22 protein-coding genes are annotated in these 21854 nt (G+C 45.4%); 12 read left to right on the forward strand and 10 right to left on the reverse strand.

The window, feature by feature from the left end; translation table 11 throughout:
• Positions 1 to 94 precede the first annotated feature (94 nt).
• Both uvrA and AC5JBY_RS10490 read left to right on the forward strand, forming a co-directional pair.
• Entirely contained in the window at positions 95 to 2989 is a 2895-nt protein-coding gene (gene uvrA, locus AC5JBY_RS10485) for an excinuclease ABC subunit UvrA (protein ID WP_495904531.1), read from the forward strand.
• Complete coding sequence (locus AC5JBY_RS10490) at positions 2990 to 3511, forward strand: 5' nucleotidase, NT5C type (protein ID WP_495904532.1); 522 nt, start codon at positions 2990 to 2992, stop codon at positions 3509 to 3511.
• Between the two features lie 315 nt (positions 3512 to 3826).
• Here the strand turns inward: AC5JBY_RS10490 and AC5JBY_RS10495 are convergent, their stop codons facing one another.
• The 7 genes from AC5JBY_RS10495 to AC5JBY_RS10525 form a co-directional block, all read right to left on the reverse strand.
• A complete protein-coding gene (locus tag AC5JBY_RS10495) occupies positions 3827 to 4240 on the reverse strand; it encodes a T9SS type A sorting domain-containing protein (RefSeq protein WP_495904533.1) in 414 nt (137 codons plus the stop codon).
• 84 nt (positions 4241 to 4324) lie between these two features.
• The gene (locus tag AC5JBY_RS10500; protein ID WP_495904534.1) at positions 4325 to 5272 is read right to left on the reverse strand and encodes a hypothetical protein; all 948 of its coding nucleotides are present in this window, start codon (positions 5270 to 5272) and stop codon (positions 4325 to 4327) included.
• 151 nt (positions 5273 to 5423) lie between these two features.
• Positions 5424 to 5894 (reverse strand): GNAT family N-acetyltransferase, encoded by a 471-nt coding sequence (locus tag AC5JBY_RS10505; RefSeq protein ID WP_495904535.1) that lies wholly within the window; start codon positions 5892 to 5894, stop codon positions 5424 to 5426.
• 140 nt (positions 5895 to 6034) lie between these two features.
• Positions 6035 to 7312, reverse strand: a complete 1278-nt coding sequence (locus AC5JBY_RS10510; protein WP_495904536.1) for a replication-associated recombination protein A — start codon at positions 7310 to 7312, stop codon at positions 6035 to 6037.
• A gap of 41 nt (positions 7313 to 7353) precedes the next feature.
• Positions 7354 to 8199 (reverse strand): prolyl oligopeptidase family serine peptidase, encoded by an 846-nt coding sequence (locus tag AC5JBY_RS10515; protein ID WP_495904537.1) that lies wholly within the window; start codon positions 8197 to 8199, stop codon positions 7354 to 7356.
• A gap of 65 nt (positions 8200 to 8264) precedes the next feature.
• Positions 8265 to 8768, reverse strand: coding sequence for a hypothetical protein (locus tag AC5JBY_RS10520; RefSeq protein ID WP_495904538.1), 504 nt, complete (start codon positions 8766 to 8768; stop codon positions 8265 to 8267).
• A gap of 12 nt (positions 8769 to 8780) precedes the next feature.
• A complete protein-coding gene (locus tag AC5JBY_RS10525) occupies positions 8781 to 9293 on the reverse strand; it encodes a hypothetical protein (protein ID WP_495904539.1) in 513 nt (170 codons plus the stop codon).
• A gap of 234 nt (positions 9294 to 9527) precedes the next feature.
• On the opposite strand from AC5JBY_RS10525, the gene AC5JBY_RS10530 reads away from it, so the two are divergent.
• Both AC5JBY_RS10530 and AC5JBY_RS10535 read left to right on the forward strand, forming a co-directional pair.
• Positions 9528 to 10817 (forward strand): T9SS type A sorting domain-containing protein, encoded by a 1290-nt coding sequence (locus AC5JBY_RS10530; protein WP_495904540.1) that lies wholly within the window; start codon positions 9528 to 9530, stop codon positions 10815 to 10817.
• 173 nt (positions 10818 to 10990) lie between these two features.
• A complete protein-coding gene (locus AC5JBY_RS10535; protein WP_495904541.1) occupies positions 10991 to 12013 on the forward strand; it encodes a hypothetical protein in 1023 nt (340 codons plus the stop codon).
• Positions 12014 to 12016: 3 nt separating this feature from the next.
• Here AC5JBY_RS10535 and AC5JBY_RS10540 read toward each other — a convergent pair whose 3' ends face one another.
• Entirely contained in the window at positions 12017 to 12844 is an 828-nt protein-coding gene (locus AC5JBY_RS10540) for a KilA-N domain-containing protein (RefSeq protein WP_495904542.1), read from the reverse strand.
• Positions 12845 to 13586: 742 nt separating this feature from the next.
• On the opposite strand from AC5JBY_RS10540, the gene AC5JBY_RS10545 reads away from it, so the two are divergent.
• The 3 genes from AC5JBY_RS10545 to AC5JBY_RS10555 all read left to right on the forward strand — a co-directional run bounded on the left by AC5JBY_RS10545 (position 13587) and on the right by AC5JBY_RS10555 (position 16587).
• Positions 13587 to 14255, forward strand: a complete 669-nt coding sequence (locus AC5JBY_RS10545; RefSeq protein ID WP_495904543.1) for a response regulator — start codon at positions 13587 to 13589, stop codon at positions 14253 to 14255.
• A gap of 50 nt (positions 14256 to 14305) precedes the next feature.
• Positions 14306 to 15145, forward strand: a complete 840-nt coding sequence (locus AC5JBY_RS10550; protein ID WP_495904544.1) for an aminotransferase class IV — start codon at positions 14306 to 14308, stop codon at positions 15143 to 15145.
• Positions 15146 to 15282: 137 nt separating this feature from the next.
• On the forward strand, positions 15283 to 16587 hold the full coding sequence (locus AC5JBY_RS10555; protein WP_495904545.1) for a cryptochrome/photolyase family protein: 1305 nt from the start codon (positions 15283 to 15285) through the stop codon (positions 16585 to 16587).
• A 481-nt stretch (positions 16588 to 17068) separates the two neighbouring features.
• Here the strand turns inward: AC5JBY_RS10555 and AC5JBY_RS10560 are convergent, their stop codons facing one another.
• Positions 17069 to 17902 carry a 1,4-dihydroxy-6-naphtoate synthase gene (locus AC5JBY_RS10560; protein WP_495904546.1) on the reverse strand — a complete coding sequence of 278 codons (834 nt, stop codon included), beginning with the start codon at positions 17900 to 17902 and terminating at the stop codon, positions 17069 to 17071.
• 43 nt (positions 17903 to 17945) lie between these two features.
• Complete coding sequence (gene mqnB, locus AC5JBY_RS10565) at positions 17946 to 18704, reverse strand: futalosine hydrolase (RefSeq protein ID WP_495904547.1); 759 nt, start codon at positions 18702 to 18704, stop codon at positions 17946 to 17948.
• Here mqnB and AC5JBY_RS10570 point away from each other — a divergent pair.
• The 5 genes from AC5JBY_RS10570 (at position 18663) to AC5JBY_RS10590 (ending at position 21815) form a co-directional block, all read left to right on the forward strand.
• Positions 18663 to 19073: a 6-pyruvoyl trahydropterin synthase family protein gene (locus AC5JBY_RS10570; RefSeq protein ID WP_495904548.1), complete on the forward strand. Its 411-nt coding sequence runs from the start codon at positions 18663 to 18665 to the stop codon at positions 19071 to 19073. The two genes, mqnB and AC5JBY_RS10570, sit on opposite strands and share 42 nt — an antisense overlap.
• A 123-nt stretch (positions 19074 to 19196) precedes the next feature.
• Complete coding sequence (locus AC5JBY_RS10575) at positions 19197 to 19610, forward strand: 6-pyruvoyl trahydropterin synthase family protein (protein WP_495904549.1); 414 nt, start codon at positions 19197 to 19199, stop codon at positions 19608 to 19610.
• 11 nt (positions 19611 to 19621) lie between these two features.
• On the forward strand, positions 19622 to 20218 hold the full coding sequence (gene folE, locus AC5JBY_RS10580) for a GTP cyclohydrolase I FolE (RefSeq protein WP_495904550.1): 597 nt from the start codon (positions 19622 to 19624) through the stop codon (positions 20216 to 20218).
• Between the two features lie 182 nt (positions 20219 to 20400).
• Positions 20401 to 21291 (forward strand): ACP S-malonyltransferase, encoded by an 891-nt coding sequence (fabD, locus tag AC5JBY_RS10585; RefSeq protein ID WP_495904551.1) that lies wholly within the window; start codon positions 20401 to 20403, stop codon positions 21289 to 21291.
• Positions 21292 to 21389: 98 nt separating this feature from the next.
• Positions 21390 to 21815, forward strand: coding sequence for a hypothetical protein (locus AC5JBY_RS10590; protein ID WP_495904552.1), 426 nt, complete (start codon positions 21390 to 21392; stop codon positions 21813 to 21815).
• Positions 21816 to 21854 lie beyond the last annotated feature (39 nt).

Consider the following 21854-nt stretch of genomic DNA (forward strand, 5'->3'; position numbering starts at 1 on the left):
ATCTGCCTGAAAATGAGAAAGAAAATCCTCATACACCCCGTCAACCATTCAGTCTGGCATTTGTTCTTATCTTTGACCCTTCCCAAAAAATAATATGGCGAAAGTTAAAAAGGCAGCGCCGGCAGAAAACGGACAAACCGGCAGCAAAGCATCCCACGATGCAATTGAAGTGTTTGGAGCGCGGGTACATAATCTCAAGAACATTGACATTAGTATACCAAAAAATAAACTGGTTGTAATTACGGGTATTAGTGGCAGTGGTAAATCATCACTGGCATTCGATACCATCTATGCCGAGGGACAACGCAGGTATATGGAAAGCTTCGGCGCCTATGCCCGCCAGTTCATTGGCGATATGGAACGCCCGGAAGTAGATAAGATTACAGGCCTTTCACCGGTTATCTCCATTGAACAAAAGACGACCAATAAAAACCCCCGTTCAACAGTAGGCACCATCACAGAAGTGTACGACTTCATGCGGCTATTATATGCTCGCGTAGGAGAGGCCTATAGCTACAACACGGGCAAGAAAATGGTCAAGTTCAGTGAAGAAGAGATCGTTGACAATGTATTCAAGAAGTTCAAGGGTAAAAAAATAACAGTACTGGCGCCGTTGATTCGTGGACGCAAAGGACATTACCGCGAACTCTTTGAAGACATTCGCAAAAAAGGATACCTGAAAGCCCGCATTGATGGCGAGATAAAAGACCTCGTACCCAAGATGCAGGTAGACCGGTATAAGATACACGATATCGAAGTAGTGATCGATCGTCTTCCCGTTACGGATGATATGCGCGTTCGTCTAAGTCAGAGCGTGCAAAAAGCATTACAGGTAGGTAAAGATTTAATGTTCCTGCACGTCGAAGGATTGAAAGACAATGCTGTCATACAGTACTCCAAATTGCTGATGTGCGAAGACAGCGGCATCAGCTATGAAGAACCATCACCCAATAGCTTTTCATTCAACAGTCCCTATGGCGCCTGTCCGGTGTGTAAAGGATTGGGCAATGTCTACCAGATCAGCATGGAGGCCATCATCCCCGATAAGAACCTCACGATCAATGAAGGAGCCATCGTGCCCCTTGGCGCAGAGCGAGATGCACATGTGTTTAAACAAGTACAGCAATTAGGCAAGAAAAACAAGTTTAGCCTCGATGTACCGGTGAAAGACCTACCCAAAAAAGCATTGAACCTGGTGCTATATGGCAACGAGACTCCACCCGAGGAAGAAGAACAATTTGATTTTGACGAAACGGCTACCGGCGGCCCCTTATACCAAACAGAATACGAAGGCGTAATACCACAGTTGAAACGTTGGTTTGCCGGCGGCAACACAGACGCCCTGCGCGATTGGGTAGAACAGTTCATGGAACTGAGAGTATGCTCCTCGTGCAATGGAGCACGCCTGAAGAAAGAAAGCCTTTGGTTTAAAGTAGACGAGAAAAATATTTCTGAGCTCAGTGAGTTGAACCTCGATAAACTAATGAAATGGTTTACAGGAATAGAAAGCCGCCTGAGCAATAAACAAAACGCAATAGCCAAAGACGTACTCAAAGAAATACGCGAGCGTTTGCAATTCCTGTTGGATGTGGGTTTGACATACCTCACCTTGAACCGCGCATCCCGCACCCTGAGCGGAGGAGAATCACAACGCATCAGGCTGGCTACACAGATCGGCTCACAGTTGCAGGGCATCACCTATATATTAGATGAGCCCAGCATCGGCTTGCACCAGCGCGACAACATGCGGCTGATAGATGCATTGAAAAACCTGCGCAACATTGGCAACAGCGTGTTGGTAGTAGAACATGACAAAGACATCATGCTGGCCGCCGATCACCTGGTAGATATAGGACCCAAAGCAGGATTTCATGGTGGTAGGGTAGTGGCCCAGGGAGATCCGGCAGCACTCCTGAAACTGGATACACTCACGTCATCCTATATCAATGGACACCGCGCCATTGCAGTGCCAAAAGAGCGGCGCAAAGGCAACGGTAAATTCCTCGAAATAAAAGGAGCAAAGGGAAACAACCTGAAAAATGTAGACGCGAAATTTCCCCTCGGAAAACTGATTGTAGTTACAGGAGTTAGTGGCAGCGGAAAATCTACACTGATCAATGAAACCCTGTACCCGATATTGAGCAAACACGCCTACAACTCCAAAATGACGCCCTTGGAATACAAGAGCGTGAAAGGGCTGGAACATGTAGATAAAGTGATAGAGATAGACCAAAGCCCTATTGGTCGCACACCACGTAGTAACCCGGCTACCTATTGTGGTTTCTTTACCGACATACGGACCCTGTTCGCATCAGTGCCCGAAGCAAAGATCAGAGGCTACAACGCAGGACGCTTTTCCTTCAACGTCAAAAGCGGTCGCTGCGAGGTCTGTGAAGGCGGAGGCATGCGCGTCATAGAAATGAACTTCCTGCCTGATGTATATGTTCCTTGCGAAAAATGCCAGGGCAAACGGTACAACCGCGAAACACTGGAAATACGCTATAAAGGAAAATCCATCAGTGATGTATTGGATATGACCGTAGAAGATGCGGTGGAGTTCTTCCAGAATGTACCCTACATATATCGTAAGATAAAAGTGCTGGGAGAAGTAGGATTAGGATACATTACCCTCGGTCAAAGCGCCGTAACCCTGAGCGGGGGCGAAGCACAGCGCGTTAAACTGGCTACAGAGCTATCCAAGAAAGATACCGGCAAAACCTTTTACATCCTCGATGAGCCAACCACCGGGTTGCATTTTGAAGATATCCAGCACCTGTTGGATGTATTGTACAAACTGGTCGACAGAGGCAATACGGTATTGGTGATCGAACACAACATGGATGTGATCAAGGTGGCCGATCATGTAATTGATATTGGCCCCGAAGGAGGAGATGGAGGCGGCAGAATACTATTCGAAGGCACACCCGAAGACCTCCTGAAAGTAAAAGAAAGCCACACCGGTAAATTTTTAAAAGAAGAATTGAAATAAATGCAGAGAGTAATCATCGACATGGACGAAGTGATCGCCGACCCGATGGGAGATATGATCACATGGTATGAAAAACAATACGGCAACAAAGTAGACTACAACAAGATGACAGGCTCCTGGGTGAAAGGGTTCCCCGAAGAACACCACACGTTGATCTGGGACCGCCTGAGGTCACCCGGCTTCTTCCGTAATTTGACAGTGATGAAAGACAGCGTGGAAGTATTGCGCGAAATGAATGACAAATATGAGATATTCATAGTGTCTGCAGCCATGGAGTTCCCCAACTCATTGAAAGATAAATACGATTGGCTGCAGGAACATTTCCCGTTCTTTAGCTGGCGGCAGGTAACCCTCTGCGGCGATAAGAAGCTTGTTTACGGCGATTACATGATCGATGATCATGCACGCAACCTGGTACATTTTCCGGGCAAAAAACTGCTCTATTCAGCGCCACACAACCTTACCGAAACCGAATACCAGCGTCTCGGCAGCTGGGAAGAAGCCGCAAAACTATTCTTGTAAGCTAGCAACTTACCTTCTCGCGCTGCTATATTGCCGATTGCCGATACTGCCGACATTGCCGTTTCCTAAAAACAGATAGCCGGCCATTATTCATAGCCGGCTACCGGAGGATACTGGGGTTGACCAGAATTAGTTAAAATGCATCCAACAAGCAGGTGCAGGGAATGATCAATAAAATCTCTTTATCAGGGTACTTGGAACTAATAGGGAACGGATCGGTTTTTTGACTCAACCGGATATCTGGATTTTACTAATTTCCCTGCTGCTTATTGGTTATTACTTGAAGTATAGTAAGCAACATTGAAGGCCACCGCGTCATCGGATGATGACCTGGCCGTTTTCCAGACGTTCATCTTCACTGAATACCTCGTAGAGGTAATTTCCCTTTCCTATATTGTTCAGTACAGTAGTTTCTTTATTACGAATGTTCACTTGCTTCACCAGCTTACCTTCCACATTGAACAGGAACAACTGATAAACCTTACCATCATCACCATTCACATTGAAAAACAACACCTGATGATTGGCATTGGGATACAACTTGATCTTATATTTTTTCGTATTGACAAGCTTCTGTACCAGGATGGTGTCAGAAGGCTGCTGCCCTTTAAGCGCAGCGGGATGAACCCGCGAGGCATAAGAGGAAGAGACACACAAAGTAAGGATGCCGCTGGCCAGTAAGGACATGGCATGGCCTTGTAGTTTTCTCTTAGGTATAGATATTAGCATAGATTGACCTTTCGTTAAAAAGGCAGCTTAGTTTTGAAAAGGGTACGGATTAAGAAAAAAAACTTTATAACAGATCAGGACCAGTTAGAAAATGATAGGACAACGCGTTGAGTTGCCATAACGATCAGATACAAACCGGAAACCTACCTTGATATTAAAAGAATAATAGGCGTCATTATTAGTAGGCGTACCACGCTTGTCTCCCGGATTGAAACGGGTAGGCGTGTTAGCACCACTCTTATTCGCCATTGTAGCAGCCAACGAAGCTTGTGGACCAGGCATGTTAGCATAGAAAACAGCATCGTCAACATAAGTAGTACTTACGTCATCGATATAATCCGTGAAAGTTTTGCGGTGCAATACTTCAAGACTTACATGGAATGTTTCAGACAGGAAATACTTAACACCAACACCCATCGGAATATTCAATTGAGTAAGCTTATATTCTTCTCTGCCAGGAACGAGACCTTGACCTTCAGTGCGCAAAGGTTTCAGGTCTACCCATTCTTTAGTGGTAGGATGTTGACCTTGAGGATTAAATTTGAAGGCGCCTACACCGATCATACCGTAAGGACGCAGCTTCAACCACACATCATCAGGTTCGTTCTCAATAAAAACAGTGGGATATACTTCAGCCAGCAACATCAACTCCGTCAGTTTAGAACGGAAATTCGAGTTACGGATCTTACGAGCTTCTTCCAAACCACCTTTACCTTTAATGATGGCATCATCACCTTCCAAAGTACCGAAATTCAACGCCAGTCGGAAGTTGAGCAACGGTCTGGGAGAGTAAGCTGCATAAAGGCCAAACGCCAGTTTGGTCATCGCGAAGTTGTTATCTTTCAGGAAAGTTGTCCCTTTACCTTGCGTTCCACCAAGATCACCCAGGAAGTTGCTGGGGCCTAATGTTGCACCTATTTCCCAGGTTGCGGTAGAACCACCTACCTGGCCAAATGAAGTTACGTTGGCGGAAAGGACAATAAGCGTTAGTGCACAACACTTCCGCACAGAAGCGTGTAGAAACTGTTTCATTGAATATCAGATTTAGTTTTCAGATGGTCTGGGATCCGGCGACTAAAATAATAGCCGCTGAATTCACCTACAAGGAAACGCGGAAATATTTATTTTATGTGTGCGGTAGGAAAAAAATAAATATAAGATAGGTGTTTTACTATAACAGGTATCAGGAAACTACTGGTAGTAACATTTCGATATGCTCGATACCATCTTCAAGATACATGTCGCTGGATTGTTGAAAACCAAAGGATTCATAAAACCTTTTAAGATATAGCTGAGCGCCGATGCGGATAGGAGTCTTCCCAAAAATAGAATAACTGGTTTCAATAGATTTTTCCATCAATATCCGTCCTGCACCCGATTTTCTCATTTTGGGAGAAGTCACAACACGACCAATAGACACTTCTTCAAAAGAAATACCGGCAGGAACGAGACGGGTGTAGGCGGCCAGGAAACCATCATGCCAGCCCATTAAGTGCCACGAAGCTTGATCTTTATCATCAACATCCTGAAACACACAATTTTGCTCCACCACAAACACTTCACTGCGCAATTGCAATAAAGCATACAACTCACGGGGAGAAAGATCATCGAAACGCTTGCAGATCCAGGAGATCGCAGTAATAGTAGTACTCATGTGATAACAAAGGTAATATAGACAAACGTGATAAAAAGTGTGAATGAGCCTTTGGACGGTATGAGATTATAAATCCCCGGTTAATTGAGTAACGAACAACCTACCCCCAAAGCTAAAGGCTAACAGCTAACTCCTAAAAGCTAATACCCATACTTATCGCCCCACAGATTCTTCAAATAACGACGCAACTCCTCTTCCCGGGCGTTTTTCCCCGGCTCATAAAATGCCGAACCAGCAAGATCAGCAGGCAAATATTCTTGAGCAGAGAAGTTGTTCTCATAACTGTGCGAGTACTGATAATTCTTACCGTACCCCATATTTTTCATCAACTTGGTCGGCGCATTACGGATGTGCAGCGGCACAGGCAGATCGCCATGTTGACGAACAGCAGCCAGCGCAGCGTCGATAGCCATATACGAAGCATTACTCTTGGCAGAAGCAGCCAGGTAAACAGCGCATTGAGATAAGATGATCCTTGCCTCCGGATAACCGATTTTATTTACGGCATCAAAAGTAGTATTGGCCATTACCAAAGCAGTAGGATTCGCATTGCCGATGTCTTCACTTGCCAGGATCACCATGCGGCGTGCAATGAACTTTACATCTTCACCACCTTCGATCATTCTGGCAAGCCAATACACAGCACCGTTAGGGTCGCTGCCGCGGATAGATTTGATGAAAGCAGATATGATATCATAATGCTGCTCGCCACTTTTATCATACATCGCAATCCGCTGTTGCGCAATACTCATCACCTGTTCATCGGTAATAGCAATCGTCTTATTCGAAGTAGAACTAAGCGTATCGATCACAAGCTCAAAAAGATTAAGCAGTTTCCGGGCATCGCCGCCGGAAATATTGATCAGCGCTGCAGTCTCCTTTAGCTCGATCTTCTTTTCCGATAACACCTCATCCTTTTCCATAGCCAGTTGCAGCAGCTTCACAAGGTCTTTTTCCTCCAGCGACTTCAACACATATACCTGGCAACGGCTCAGCAATGCACTATTCACTTCAAAAGAAGGATTCTCGGTAGTAGCGCCAATAAGCGTCACGATCCCCTTTTCTACGGCGCCCAGCAATGCATCCTGTTGTCCTTTATTGAAGCGGTGTATCTCATCGATAAAAAGAATACCCTTCTGAAGCTGCCTGGCAGTATCGATAGCCTCACGCACATCCTTTACACCCGAGCTGATGGCGCTAAGCGTAAAAAAAGGAGCTTGTAAAGTATGAGCAATAATATTGGCAATAGTAGTCTTTCCGGTACCGGGAGGGCCCCATAAGATCATAGAAGGCACTTTGCCCTGTTCAATAGCAGTGCGTAAGATACTTCCCTTGCCGGCAAGATGCTCCTGACCCACCAGGTCGTCCAGCGTTTCCGGACGCATTCTCTCAGCCAACGGCGGCAATGTGTTTTTCATGCCGGTAAGGTAAGCAAAAACGAGACCCGGACAATAGACAATTACGGTACGTGCTGACGGATGAACTTTTCTATCTTATTGAAAGAGTCTTCCAGGTTGGGACCTGTCCAGCTATGCCCCTCATCAGGATAAAAAACATACTCGTTGTAAACACCAGCAGCCTTCAGCTTGTCGATCAGCCGCGTAGCTTGAGCAGGAGGCACAAGATTATCCTTGCCACCATGCAACAACAACGTGTGCGCCGATTGCGAATTCACAAAACTGATAGGGCTTGATGCCTCATACAATGCGGCATTTTGAGCAGGAGTGCCGCCTACTATTACCGCCAGCAGACCGGGCAAGGTGGGTTGCGGAGGATTGTTGTACAAATGAGTAAGATCAGTAGGGCCAAATAAAGAAACGATCGCTTTAGGAGCAGCATCCTGCGCATACTTATAACCCTGCAACAGCGCAAGGTGACCGCCAGCGCTGGCGCCCAGCAATACAAAAGTTTTAGAGAACTTATACTCGGTAGATTTATTCAGGAGAAAAGTTACGGCAGCCTTTACATCCTGCTCTTGCGCAGGAAACTTGTTTTGCCCACTCAGTGTAAAAAGCCGGTAATTGATATTGGCAAAAGCATAATCCGGTAACCGGCGCTTCAGTTGATCGATGTAAATATCAAAATCAGCTTTGTCACCATCGGCCCAGGCGCCCCCGTGGATCAGAACCATAAGTTTGGTAGAACTGGCATTGCCATCAGCAGGCAGGTAAAGATCCATCACCTGTAGAGCATCGGTACCATAAGCAACATTGGCCTTCTTATCATAAACAGGAGTTTGATCCTTTTCTTTCTTACAGGCGGCAAGATAAACGGTAATGGTTAAAAGGAGCAGGAGTTTTCGCATAGCCAAATTTACAACCTGCAAACGGTTGGCCCTACAACAATTTAGTGAATGAAATACAAATAAAGCTAAGGTTGATCCTCTTCCAGGAAACTGTTAATAGAAGCTTCATGATTACGACGAATGATCTTACGCAGCGACACCTGGTTCCAGAGAAGATAAAAGCCCGAAAGGCTGATGACGCCCATGGCAAAGAAAACAAGGACTCCCTGCATATTATTCTGCCAAAAATCATATTTAGTCAATTGATAAAAGCCATACCCTGAACCAACTGCATACAAAAGAGCAACTATCCAGGCAAAAAAGCCCAATGTACGCGAGGCGCGGTAGAGACCGTTTCCCGGCAATTGTGTCGGATAATACTTTTCCAGCAAATAAAGACTGACACTACTGTTGCCCAACAGAATGGAAGTACAAACAATAACTATAATTATCCCCCAGATATCTTCGGATCTGGTATAGGATGATATAGATTCAAAAGTGCGTAAAAGCGTATACGCGCCTAAAATAGTAGTAGAAGCCAGATGCAAATAAATCACCATACGGAATGCTTTCCACTTGATAGGCAGCATAACAAAATAGATTTAAGATTGATGGGGTTCTTGTTGGTCAAATTGTTCAACCCAGCTGTTAACGGTATTCTTATAAATAACCTGCCGCAACCGGTACATCCCAAATAAAAACAACAAGTGAAAAATAAAAACGAACACAGTCCGCAAGAGCAGAAAAGTAAAATTATAGAGAATGTAACTTTTCGTAATATTCACCAGGCTGAGAAAAGGAAGGATCTGCCATACCACTACTACCTTGGAAAACAGGAAAGCAATTAAAATAAAGTTTACCAGGAACAACAAATTGAAACGCCGCTTTTGAGATTGCGACAAAGGCGTATCGGGATAATTATCGTTCAGAATAGCAAGGCCCTGACAAACAAATAGAAAAACAAAACCATAACTGATCACACCAATCAATTCACTCCAGGTATTGCCACCTTGAAATAAACGGACAACATCCGAAACAAGGCAAAACAAAACCACGATCAATTGAAGGATACACATGATCCTGAATAATTTCCAACGCAGAGAAAGTCCGTTCATAACACACAATATAGAAAAAACAAAAGGAAAGTGATTTTTTAATAATATTTCTATCAGGTATAAAATTTTATAATAACACCTGTAAATAATGAAGTTAGATATGAAACCTGATATTCTTATATAACGACAATGCAAACGAAATAGAAACACTTGCCAACATTATTGTGTTTTTACTTCTTTTAATAAAGGTTTTTTTCTATCCTTGTCCTTGAATCCGTGTAAAAATTCAACCCTATGTACCCTAACTGTACCTATGCATTCAATGCCCTAATTGCAACTACGCGTGCCCGCATAAGGCACCTTACATATTTATATGGAGTGTCTTGGGCATTCCTCCTCCTGATATCATTACCTGCTGCATCGCAGTGTATTGCACCATCCATGGTTTTTAAAACACCTACACTCATAAGTGGTGTCGACGGAAGCGTTGGCGCTGTTTATAAGTTTGCCAATGTTACACCTGGCGTAGACGCTACGATACAGGTGATGGCCTTGGTAGGTGGAGCTGGTCTCAACCAGATGGACAATACCTCCCAGGGGTATTTCAATGCCTGGCAGCCCTACGTTACAGCAGGGGGCAATGGCACCTCATACCTCGACTGGAAGATTGTCTTCAAGAAAGGGGGCACAAACATAGACACCCTGTTACCCTGTCTGGCGATTACGGCAGTAGACATTGATGGAGACGGAAGCAGGCTGAAAGAGTTTATTGTGGCCTCTACACCTGGAGCCTATGCAGTGGATCCCAACACATACCTGAATGTTTCTTTCGATGGCGTCAACTCCACCGCAGTAGGAACAGTATTGACAGTACCCAACATTGATACGTCAGAAAGGAGGTACATGTTCCAGATGAACTTTTCCAATGTTGGTACCATCTATTACCGCAACGGATCCATTTCTACCAAAGCGTCATTCGATGTACGCCATACCTGTATATACTTCAAACCCTTCTTTTTTGAAGACTTGATCACGTTGCCCATCAGGTTAACTGCCTTCACGGCCAAAATAATAAAAGAAGGGACCCTGTTACAGTGGAATATAAACGAAATGAAAGACATACAAAACCATACAGTACAAAAAAGTACAGATGGCGTTTCGTGGAGTAATATAGGAAAACTGGATATCCAGGACGGCGTGCAGAACTATAACTTTACCGATAGATCGGCTGGAGGCAGCAGGGTATATTACAGGCTGCAGCAAACAGATGTTAACAATAGAACATCACTGTCGCGTATGCTCAGCGTGAACTATGGCGCAAGTACAACAGTAGAAGTAACAATGCCTACCATAGTTACCAAACTGATACCAGTCAACTTGGAGTCTCCCGCTGCTGAAACATACAACTTTGCAATATACAACAGCATGGGTAGCCTGATCAACCAACGTAATTATCAGGCACAGGCTGGCCCCAATTCATTACAATTGGATTTACCCGCATCCAGTGCAGTTGGAACATATGTTGTAGCCGTGCGTAACGCGCAGGGAGCCATTGTTACTCGTAAACGAATAGTGTTGCAATAGGAAGGCACACATTCGAATAAACTGTAAGCCACAAAGGCCCTACAGAGCCTGGCTCGATAAGTATTTTCCTGTAACAGGAGTAATACTATACCACTGTTTAGTGAGGGTTCATTTTTTTGACATGAGCGATTATTCTAATGTTGTAGAACAATCCGTCAAAAAAATTCAACCCTATGGATCCCAATTGTACCCCCTTGGGCAACAAAGTTCGTTGTTGCTATCAACACCTCCGGCGTTATGCGGCATTGTTTGCCTTCATAATTTGGGCATTTACAGCATCCGCACAATGCATCTCGCCATCCATGATCTTTGCCGATCCAACACTCATCGGCGGACGAAGCGGAAGAATAGGAGCTATCTATAAGTTCAGCAACGTAGCAGTAGGAGTAGATGCCACCATTGAGATCATCGACCTGGTAGGAGGCGCGGGTCTCAACCAGATGGACAACACCACACAAGGATATTTCAATGCCTGGCAGCCCTACGTCACCGCAGGCGCCAACGACACCTCATACCTCGACTGGAAGATTACCTTTAAGAAAGCAGGCACACTCCAGGATACCATGTTGACCTGTCTGTCCATTACGGCAGTAGATATCGACGGCGACGGGAGCAGGCTGAAAGAATTTATCAAAGCCTCAACCCCGGGCGCGTATGCGGTAGATCCCAATACCTCCCTGCAGGTAAGCTTTGATGGTGTCAATTCCGTGGCCATCGGTGGAGTAGCTACCGTGGCCAACATTGATACAGCCGCAAAGAAGTACATGTTCCAGATGAACTTCAAATACGTAAGCACGATACGCTACCGCAACGGCTCCATATCAACCAAAACAACCACGGATGTGCGGCACACCTGTATCTATTTTAAACCCTTTTTCCAAAACGGACTGGTAATGCTACAAGAGCAGGAAAGAACAAATACACCCCGCAACGACAGGCAGTTGGTCGTCACCACGCCGGGCAGCGTTGGCCGAACAGTGCCCGTGACCCTGAATACACCAGTTGCCGACACCTACCGGTTCTCAATATACCAGGCACAGGGATACGAACTTGCCCGCCAATCCCATGCCGCCCGCCCGGGCGCCAACCGGGTACAGCTCCAATTGCCCGGCAACACACCCACAGGCATCTATATATTAATAGTAACAAACCAACAAGGCGCCGTAGTATACCAGAAGCGGCTGCTGGTACAATAGCATTTAGGAAACTGACTTTAACTTCTTTACATGATTGTTATCGAGCAACGATTTCATTTGGGTAATAGCAATTTCATTCAACTTTGTTAGTCTCTCTTCTTGCGATAAAGATTGTCTGATAAATACTGCATTGATACTTTCAAGGTTGGTCAGTACCACTAATTGTTCCAATGTAGCCTCATCACGTATGTTGCCTTGCTTGCCCGGGTGCTCCTTTCTCCATTCTGACGCTGTTTTTCCAAACAGGGCGACATTGAGTAGATCAGCTTCACTGGCGTAGATAACGCCACTTTGTTGCCTAGTAACCTGCGGAGGTATTAGGGTGTCCTTAACGGCATCAGTGTGTATACGGTAATTGATCTTGGCAAGGGTACGTTGTAAATCCCAGTCTGCCTGCAGTAGCCGGCTTTCCTCGTCTTTCAACCGTTGGAACTCTTTAATGAGATACAGCTTAAATTCTGCACTTAGCCAGCTTCCAAACTCAAAAGCGATATCCTTGTGCGCATAAGTGCCACCCCCATAGCGGCCAGATTTGGAAACAATACCAATCGCATTTGTTACTTCAGCCCATTTTTTTGGCGAAAGATGGAAACTATTTAAACCGGCTTCCATTTTAAACCCCTCGAATTCGAGGGGTTTAAAATGTGGGTTATAAAGTTGTTCCCAAATGCCCATAAATTCTAATGTATTTCGGTTTCGAAGCCAGTTATAGATGATTGTTTCATCCCCAAAAGGTTTTACCATATCTGTCAGCGAAATATAATCCTGGCTGTTCACCTCAATAATAGTAATGAGGCTTTCTTTTACAAGAATAGTCTTGCTTTTTGACATAGCAGGTAAGTTTTGGTTACGTATTGTGTTGTGGATATACGCAATTAACCTGCAGACAGATTATTAAAATGAATTATTTGATGACGGTATTAAAGAAACACGTTGGGGTAAAAACAAAAAGGCGACACCTTCTCGGCATCGCCTTTTTCACGCAAAAAAATTTAATCTCAGGGGCTCGTTAACCTTTCTGGTTTCTCTTGGATGATTGGATTTTCGATAAGTACTTTTTCACAGAATGGTTAAGGGTGTTAACTTGGTTTTTTCAGGATATAAGATGCAAAAGAACTTAGTTTTCAAAAGGTGTGATCGCCACTTATTGGGTTAGGTATGGGTTACTAATTCATCAGGCACAGAGAAAAGAAAGTTGACTGACATTGGATTTTAGCTGGTTTCATAGAATATTAGAATTCTTTCTGGACGGTTATTTTAAGGACATTGGACGGTCTGAGGTGCTATTCCTCGTCAATCAACTTCTGAAACAAAAATATATGTGGATAACTATGTGGACAAGAGCATATTTGCTTCATTTTAACATTTCAGTTTTTACTAATGCCATCGTAAGTAACCTACTGCTTTATGTAAAAACACCGCATTTCATATCGTAATTATCCGAAATAATAAATAGTTTCAACAATATTAGTAATTAGTATAATTTCGTAAATATCCTATAGTATTTCTCACGAAAAATTCGCATTTTGTTCGCTGAATTGAACCGTACCCCTTTTAATAAATACAACTCCGAATGAAAAACATTGACAAGGTGATCAAAGTAGCTATTGCTGATGACCATGCCCTGTTCCGGGCAGGAGTCAAAACCTCCCTGTCTTCCAAAAGAGACGTGGAATTGATCGCCGAGGCAGATAACGGTATGCAGCTGCTGAATCTCCTCAAACACATAGAACCCGACGTTATTTTACTCGATATCCAGATGCCCATCATGGATGGCATCCAAACACTGCCCGAGATCAGGAAAGTGCGCCCCGAAGCCAAAGTCATCATCCTTTCCATGCACAATGACCACTCCATGATCAGCAAGCTCATGGAAATAGGCGCCAACTCTTATCTTACCAAGAACTCCGATTCAGAAACCATCTACCAGGCCATCAAAACCTGCTATGAGCAGGAATTCTTCTTCAACGAGCTTACCAATAAGGCCCTCCTTACCGGCCTGCGTACCAAACGTACCGACCTGGCAAGCCCACAGGAAGTAAACCTGTCCGATAAAGAAACACGCGTACTGAAGCTGATGTGCGAAGAAAAGACGACCAAAGAAATTGCCGATATCGTGGAGATCAGTCCCCGTACGGTAGAAGCCATCCGCGATAAGCTGAAAACCAAGACCGGCGCCAAGTCTATGGCCGGCCTGGTAATGTACGCCGTGAAGAATGGCATCATAGACCAACCACAATAATAAACTAACCTGTCACCCTGAGCTTGTCGAAGGGGCATAGGCCATCCTTCATGAGCACGTTTATACACTTTAATGGCAAAATACTTCCGGCAGACGATCCACTGGTCACAGCCGGAAACCGTGGACTCCGTTATGGAGACGGCCTTTTTGAGACCATGCGCGTCGTCAATGGCCGGATAGCATTACATGACCTGCATTTCGAAAGACTGTTCAACGGGCTTTCCGTACTTCAGTTCCAATGCTCTCCCCACTTTACCCCCGCCCATCTGGCAGAAGTCGTGCTGGCCCTCTGCCGTAAAATGAAGATCGAAAAAGGCGCCCGCGTACGGCTGAACATCGTCCGGGGTAATGGCGGCCTCTACGATCCCGACAACCTGCACCCCAACGTTATCATCGAAGCCTGGCCACTGGAAGTGCCCGCCGGCATCCAGGAAAACGGACTGGTCATAGATATATATACCTTGGCCCGGAAACACTTCGATGTCCTGGCCAATATCAAATCCAATAATTACCTGCCATACGTACTGGCAGCCCTGCACGCCAAAAACAACCAGCTCAACGATTGCCTCCTGCTGAATACAGAAGGCCGCATCTGCGACTCCACCATCGCCAATATATTTTGGGTAAAAGACGGACACCTGTTTACGCCCCCACTGTCAGAAGGCGGAGTAGGAGGGGTGATGCGCCGCTACCTGGTAGAAAACATAAACAAGCAGCAAGCCATCCGCGAAGAGCCCCTCACCCCGGAAATGTTAGAGCAAGCCGATGAAGTATTCCTCACCAATGCCATCTCCGGCATTAAATGGGTAGCCCGGTTTAAGGATAAACAATACAGCAACCAATTAGCCACCCGGCTCTATAACGAGTATATAAAGAAGCTCTGGGAATAAATTGTTTAACGCTCAGCAGCATTCTCCCAAAATCATTTTCACAATTGAATACAATAATACCACGGTAACTATCTTGGCTGGTAGGCTTGCATGCCAGTATACGAGCGTATCCATATAATCCAAAAAATCATAAAATCTTGGTTCAGACGAACATATTCTGGTTTCGCCGTGACCTCCGTCTCGATGACAACGCCGGACTCTATCACGCACTCAAACAAGGAATACCCGTGGTGCCGGTATTCATCTTCGACCGTAACATCCTCGATCAGCTGGACGAAAAAGCTGACCGCAGGGTAGAATTTATAAGGATGGCCCTGCTCGATATGCAGGAACAACTGCTAAAGCTGGGCTCAACACTCGAAGTCTACTATGGATACCCGGAGCAGGTGTTCAAGCACCTCATAAAGAAATACGATGTACAACAAGTGTTCACCAACCACGATTATGAACCCTATGCCCGGGAAAGAGATGAGGACATCCGTCGCCAACTATATGAAACACAAGTGCCGTTTCATACTTATAAAGATCAGGTGATCTTTGAAAAAGATGAAGTAGTGAAAGATGATGGCAAACCCTATACGGTATTTACACCCTATAGCAAACGCTGGAAAGCTACCCTCAAAGATTTCTATTTTAAAAGCTATCCCACTAAAAAATACCACAAACACTTTCACAAACAGTCACCCAGAGATATACCTACATTGAAGTCGATGGGGTTTAAGGAAGTGGACAAACCCTATCCCGCCAACCGGATGCGGGAAGAGCTTATTAAGAAGTATAAAGAGCAACGCGATATTCCCTCCATACAAGGCACATCACGGCTGGGCGTGCACCTGCGGTTTGGAACCCTCAGTATCCGCAAATTGGCAACCAAAGCATCAGACCTCAATGAAACCTTTCTGAACGAACTCATCTGGCGCGATTTCTACCACATGATATTGTGGCACTTTCCCCACGTAGGAAAAGGAAAAACATTCAGGCCCGAATACGAAAACATCCGCTGGCGTAATAATGAAAAGGAATTCGATCGCTGGTGCCAGGGCCAGACAGGCTATCCGATAGTAGATGCAGGCATGCGGGAATTGAATGAGACAGGCTTTATGCACAACCGCGTAAGGATGATTGTAGCCTCCTTTTTATCAAAACACCTATTGATCGACTGGCGTTGGGGCGAAGCTTACTTTGCTCAAAAACTCCTGGATTTCGATCTGGCCGCCAATAATGGTGGCTGGCAGTGGGCGGCCGGCAGCGGGTGCGATGCGGCGCCTTATTTCCGGGTGTTTAACCCCCATCTCCAAACACAAAAGTTCGATCCCGACCTTAAATACATACGCCAGTGGGTGCCGGAGCTGGAGGAGCTAAATTACCCCCTGCCCATCATCGAACACGATGTAGCCCGCAAGCGCTGCCTGGAGGTATACAGCAAAGCACTTAAAAAGTGATACGGCGGCATCGTGCTCCCGCTGCGGTGTTGCAAGACCCGCTATAACCCGTCTCACGATAATAAGGAGCAAATGGAGCATCAGTGCTAATAACGGGCAGGCTCCTTTGGAAAGACTTAGTGTATCCCGTACGTTTGTCTTGTCGCTATCGATGACAGCAGTGCAGAAAAGGATAAAAAGCTTTTACACCAATGTGGAGGAGTAAGCAGGAGAAGCAGATAAACAGGAAGTGAATACAGTGGGTATCGAATAGGAGTAGGGGAGCAACAAAGTGTAGATAGAGTAAGGATGGTGTATAGATACTGTATAGATAGTGTATACATAGAGTATCAAAATAGCAGTGCAAAGAAAATCAGCAGTTTTAGCCACAAAACAGCCTCCATGCTATTACCCATACGGAAAGACTTGGCTCGGTACTGGCGCAAGTATGCCGCCCGGCGCTGTGCGTGAGCGTACTTGTGCCCTACGTGAACAATTTCTATCAACCAAGAAACACATCCTTTGCAGGCAAGTCCCGTCCATGCACCCGGTTATAGATCTCCAGGAACTGCCGCACGGCAGCTTTGCCTTCAACCCCCAGGTCGATAGAATAATTATTTACATACAGGTCGATATGCTGGCGCATCACCTGCTCGCTCATTTCCTGCGAGTGCTGCTTCACATAATCGGTGATCAGCGGGTAATTAGAAAAAGCATATTCCACACTGGCGCGGATCAGCCCATTGATCTTTTGCTGAAGTTCCATGCCAAAACTTCTTTTCATTACGATGCCACCCAATGGAATAGGACTGCCCGTCTCTGCTTCCCAATATTCGCCGAGGTCCATTAATTTAACAAGGCCCTTATCCTGGTAAGTAAAGCGGTTCTCATGAATGATCACACCGGCACCCACCCTTTTTTGTAACACAGCATCTTCGATCTGGGAGAACACTAAGAATTCCTTACGCTTCGATGCAGGAAAAGCCAGCGAGAACAGCATATGCGCAGTAGTATGCTCACCAGGAATGGCAATAACATGCTCATCGACCTGGCTCGCAGCAATACCATTAGTAGTAGATATTAAAAGCGGACCTACCCCTTTGCCCAAAGCACCGCCGGCAGGCAGCACCACATAAGGCTCCAGCACGAGCGGCAACACACCATAACTAAGCTTGGTAATATCGAGCTTGCCTTGCAAGGCCCACTCATTAAGTGTTTGCACATCTTCCAGCACAACATCTACATCGATACCACCCGTATCGATCTTCTTATTCACCAGCGCGTCGAAAATGAACGTATCATTTGGACAGGGAGAAAAACCCAGCGTAAGTTTCATAAATCATTCAATTAATACTCCGGCTGTTGCTAACAGCTAACACCTAACGGCTAATACCTTTTAAAACTTTGATCAATTCATCATTCAGGGCCGTAATCGCCTCTTTTATGCGCCACTTAGTCTTATCCCTTTCCCCCACAAAATTGGAGATGGCCCTTAACTGCAGAAAAGGAATACCCGCTTGCAAAGCCACATAATGAAGCGCGGCCCCCTCCATAGATTCAACAGATGCCCCATACTTTTGTTGCAACAGCGCGATCCTTTCCGGCCGGGTGGTGATCTCATTAACGGAGAGACCCTTTACTACAGGCAAACCCGTATGTTCCCACTGAGCAATCCGGTCGTTCACCAGCCACTTATTAGAATAAGGAAAATCATTGCCCCCAAGAAACCCCATATCAGTAACATCCTTGAAAACACCATCCTCTTCAACACCGAGGTCCCCAACGATTTCCTGGTCTACCATTACGACCTGGCCGGGCGAAAGACTGGGAGAGAAGCTACCCCCGATACCGGCCTGCAATAAAAGGTCGGGACGGATTTCCTGCAGCGAAGCAGCCAGCGCATACGAAGTATGCAATAGACCAACCCCTGTGATGATCACCCCCATAGAATGACCGCCAACAGAAAAATCAGAGTCCTCCACGAAACCTATAACTCGCTGAATTTCAAACATTGTGGCGGCTGTTAACAAGATATGCATCTTGCAAATATCCTGAAATCCCCACCATATATTACCTTTGCGCCCTATTTTGTGAATATGGTGTACCTCACCCGAGTAGAACATTTTAATGCCGCCCATAAGCTGTACAACCCTGCCTGGAGCAAAGAACAGAACGAAACAGTATTTGGCAAATGCGCCAACGAACACTGGCACGGACATAACTATGAGCTTCTGGTAACGATCAAAGGCAAGCCCAACCCCGATACAGGCTTTTTATTTGATGTGAAGCAACTGAGCAAGCTCATAGAAAAGTATATACTCGACAAGCTGGACCACAAGAACCTGAACCTGGACGTGGATTTCATGCGTGGACAGATGTGTTCCACAGAAAACCTGGCCGTGGCAATATGGCAACAATTGCAGCCCCACCTGCCGGCAGAGGTAACACTCCATTGCATCAAGCTCTATGAAACACCAAGGATCTTTGTAGAATACTTTGGAGAGTAACACATAACCAGGCATTTTCGTCATTCAGCTGGTCATTGCTGCTTTCTGATGAGATCCATGAACAAAAAACAGGACAACCTGTTAAGCCCGTTTACCTGTATCGTTATATTAGCATATAGAAACATGAATAAGCGAGTAGCAGTATACCGGAAAGAACATTTCAATGCAGCCCATCGCCTGTACAATCCGGCATGGGACATGGCAAAGAATGATGAAGTATTTGGAAAATGCAACAACCCCAACTTTCATGGACACAACTATGAAGTAGTGGTAAAACTGGTGGGAGAGCCCGATCCGGTAACCGGTTATGTGATGGACCTGAAATTACTCAGCGATCTGATAAAAGAAGAAGTGCTGGAAAAACTCGATCACAAGAACCTGAACCTCGATACCCCCTTTTTCAAAACCGTTAATCCCACCGCTGAGAATATCTGCGTGGTGATCTATGAACAACTGCGGCCGAAGATCGATCCTAAGTTCGATCTGCAGGTACGCTTGTATGAAACAGAAAGGAATTTTGTAGAATACCCTGTTTAAATATAGAAAGTATGGCATATAGAAAAACAGAAGAGTATGATGAGAAAGTAACATCAGGCCTGATAGAAAGCTATCGCAGCGCCTTGAACCTGCTGGGAGAAGATCCGGAACGCGAAGGATTGATCAAAACACCAGAGCGGATGGCGAAAGCCATGCAGTTCCTGACACAGGGCTATGACCAGGATGCACATGCCATCCTCAACTCGGCCAAATTCCATGAGGCAGTGAGCGAAATGATACTCGTAAAAGACATCGAACTATACAGCATGTGCGAACACCATATGCTGCCATTTTACGGAAAGGCACACGTAGCCTATATTCCCAATGGATATATTACCGGGCTCAGCAAGATCGCCCGCGTAGTAGATGTATATGCCCGCCGCCTGCAGGTACAGGAACGCCTAACCACCCAGATACGCGATGCTATTAAAGAAACTTTACAACCGTTGGGCGTAGCAGTCGTGATAGAAGCATCACACCTTTGCATGATGATGCGCGGTGTACAAAAACAAAATTCAGTTACGACAACCTCCGCATTCTGGGGGGAGTTTGAAAAAAATGAAACCCGTAGCGAGTTCATGAAACTCATTTCCTCAGACCTACATTAATCCGTTTCTGATCGAGGTGACACCTTTTCGAAAGGTGTCACCTCGATCAGTGATAACTCTTTCAAAATTGCGCAGCGTTAATATTATTTCAATAATCAACGTTCGCACAATAAAACAATACAGGTTTTGGTTAGTTAAAGTCTTTGTGGCATTTTTGTTCGACTAAACCTCTATAGCTATATATGATGCATGCTTACGTATTTCCTGGCCAGGGATCTCAGTTTCCGGGAATGGGAAAAGACCTGTACCGCCTTAGTGTATTTGCAAAAAAGTTATTTGAACAAGCCAATGAAATATTGGGCTTTCGCATTTCCGATGTAATGTTCGAAGGAACAGATGAACAACTCAAACAAACAAAAGTAACCCAGCCAGCAGTATTCCTTCACTCAGTCATAGCCTTTAAAGGAATAGATGCCGGCAGGCCCGATATGATGGCAGGCCATTCACTGGGAGAATTCTCAGCCCTGGTGGCCAGCGGAGCATTGAGCTTTGAAGATGGATTGAAACTGGTAAGCGTGCGCGCACAAGCCATGCAAAAGGCATGTGAACTTACTCCCTCTACAATGGCCGCAGTATTGGCCCTCGATGATGCAAAAGTAGAAGAGATCTGCGCAGCCATACAAACCGAAACAGGAGAAATAGTAGTACCCGCCAATTACAATTGTCCCGGACAATTGGTGATCAGCGGTTCTGTAAAAGGTATTGAAATAGCTGTAGAGCGCATGAAAGCAGCCGGCGCAAAAAGAGCCCTGGTGTTGCCGGTAAGCGGAGCATTCCACTCACCCCTGATGGAGCCCGCGCGCGAAGAATTGAAAGCAGCCATAGAAACCATCACCTTCTACAACCCAACCTGCCCCATCTACCAGAACGTAGTAGCCAAAGCAGTGATCAATAAAGAAGAGATCAAAAAGAACCTGATCGACCAGCTCACAGGAGCCGTACGCTGGACCCAAAGCGTGCAGGCCATGATCGCTGATGGCGCTTACCGCTTCACGGAAGTAGGCCCCGGAAAAGTATTACAAGGGCTCATCAACAAGATCGACAAGAAAGTAGAGACCAATAACGTTGATTAACAATTGATTAGTGGAGTAGAGGCGGTTTTTGTCAAAAAATAGGACAGCCTGCAACGAAATTATCGTGAAGCAGGTCAGGCATAAAAACCTAACAGCACATGAGATCGCTTCTACTCCTCATAACCCTCTCCCTGATTATCATCTCCTGCAGCAAGGACAATAAAGATACCCCCGAGCCATCAAGCGAAGTCAGCGGTAAATGGATAGAGAAAACCCAGCGGCTTGATACGATCGACTTCGAGCCAGGATATCCGGGTACAATGGGTAATAACAAAGTGCTCTACCTCCAGGCAAAACCTTTCATGGATCCATCAGTCAGTACAGTTTACCCACGCATATACAGCAGTATGTACGGTTACTATTTTGAACAGAATTACATTTACCTGAGATCCTTCTTTAGCTCCTCGCTGGCTTACAATAAATATAGTTTTAGGTGGACTACCGGCAGGAAAAGCTTTATCGTAAAGAAGTTTTACGATCGAAAATCATTACCCTCCGAAATAGAGTTTATTCCATTGAAATAACAAGAGTGATTACCAGGTGGGTTTGCCTTTCCTACTCAC

This window comes from Paraflavitalea sp., assembly GCF_059502485.1.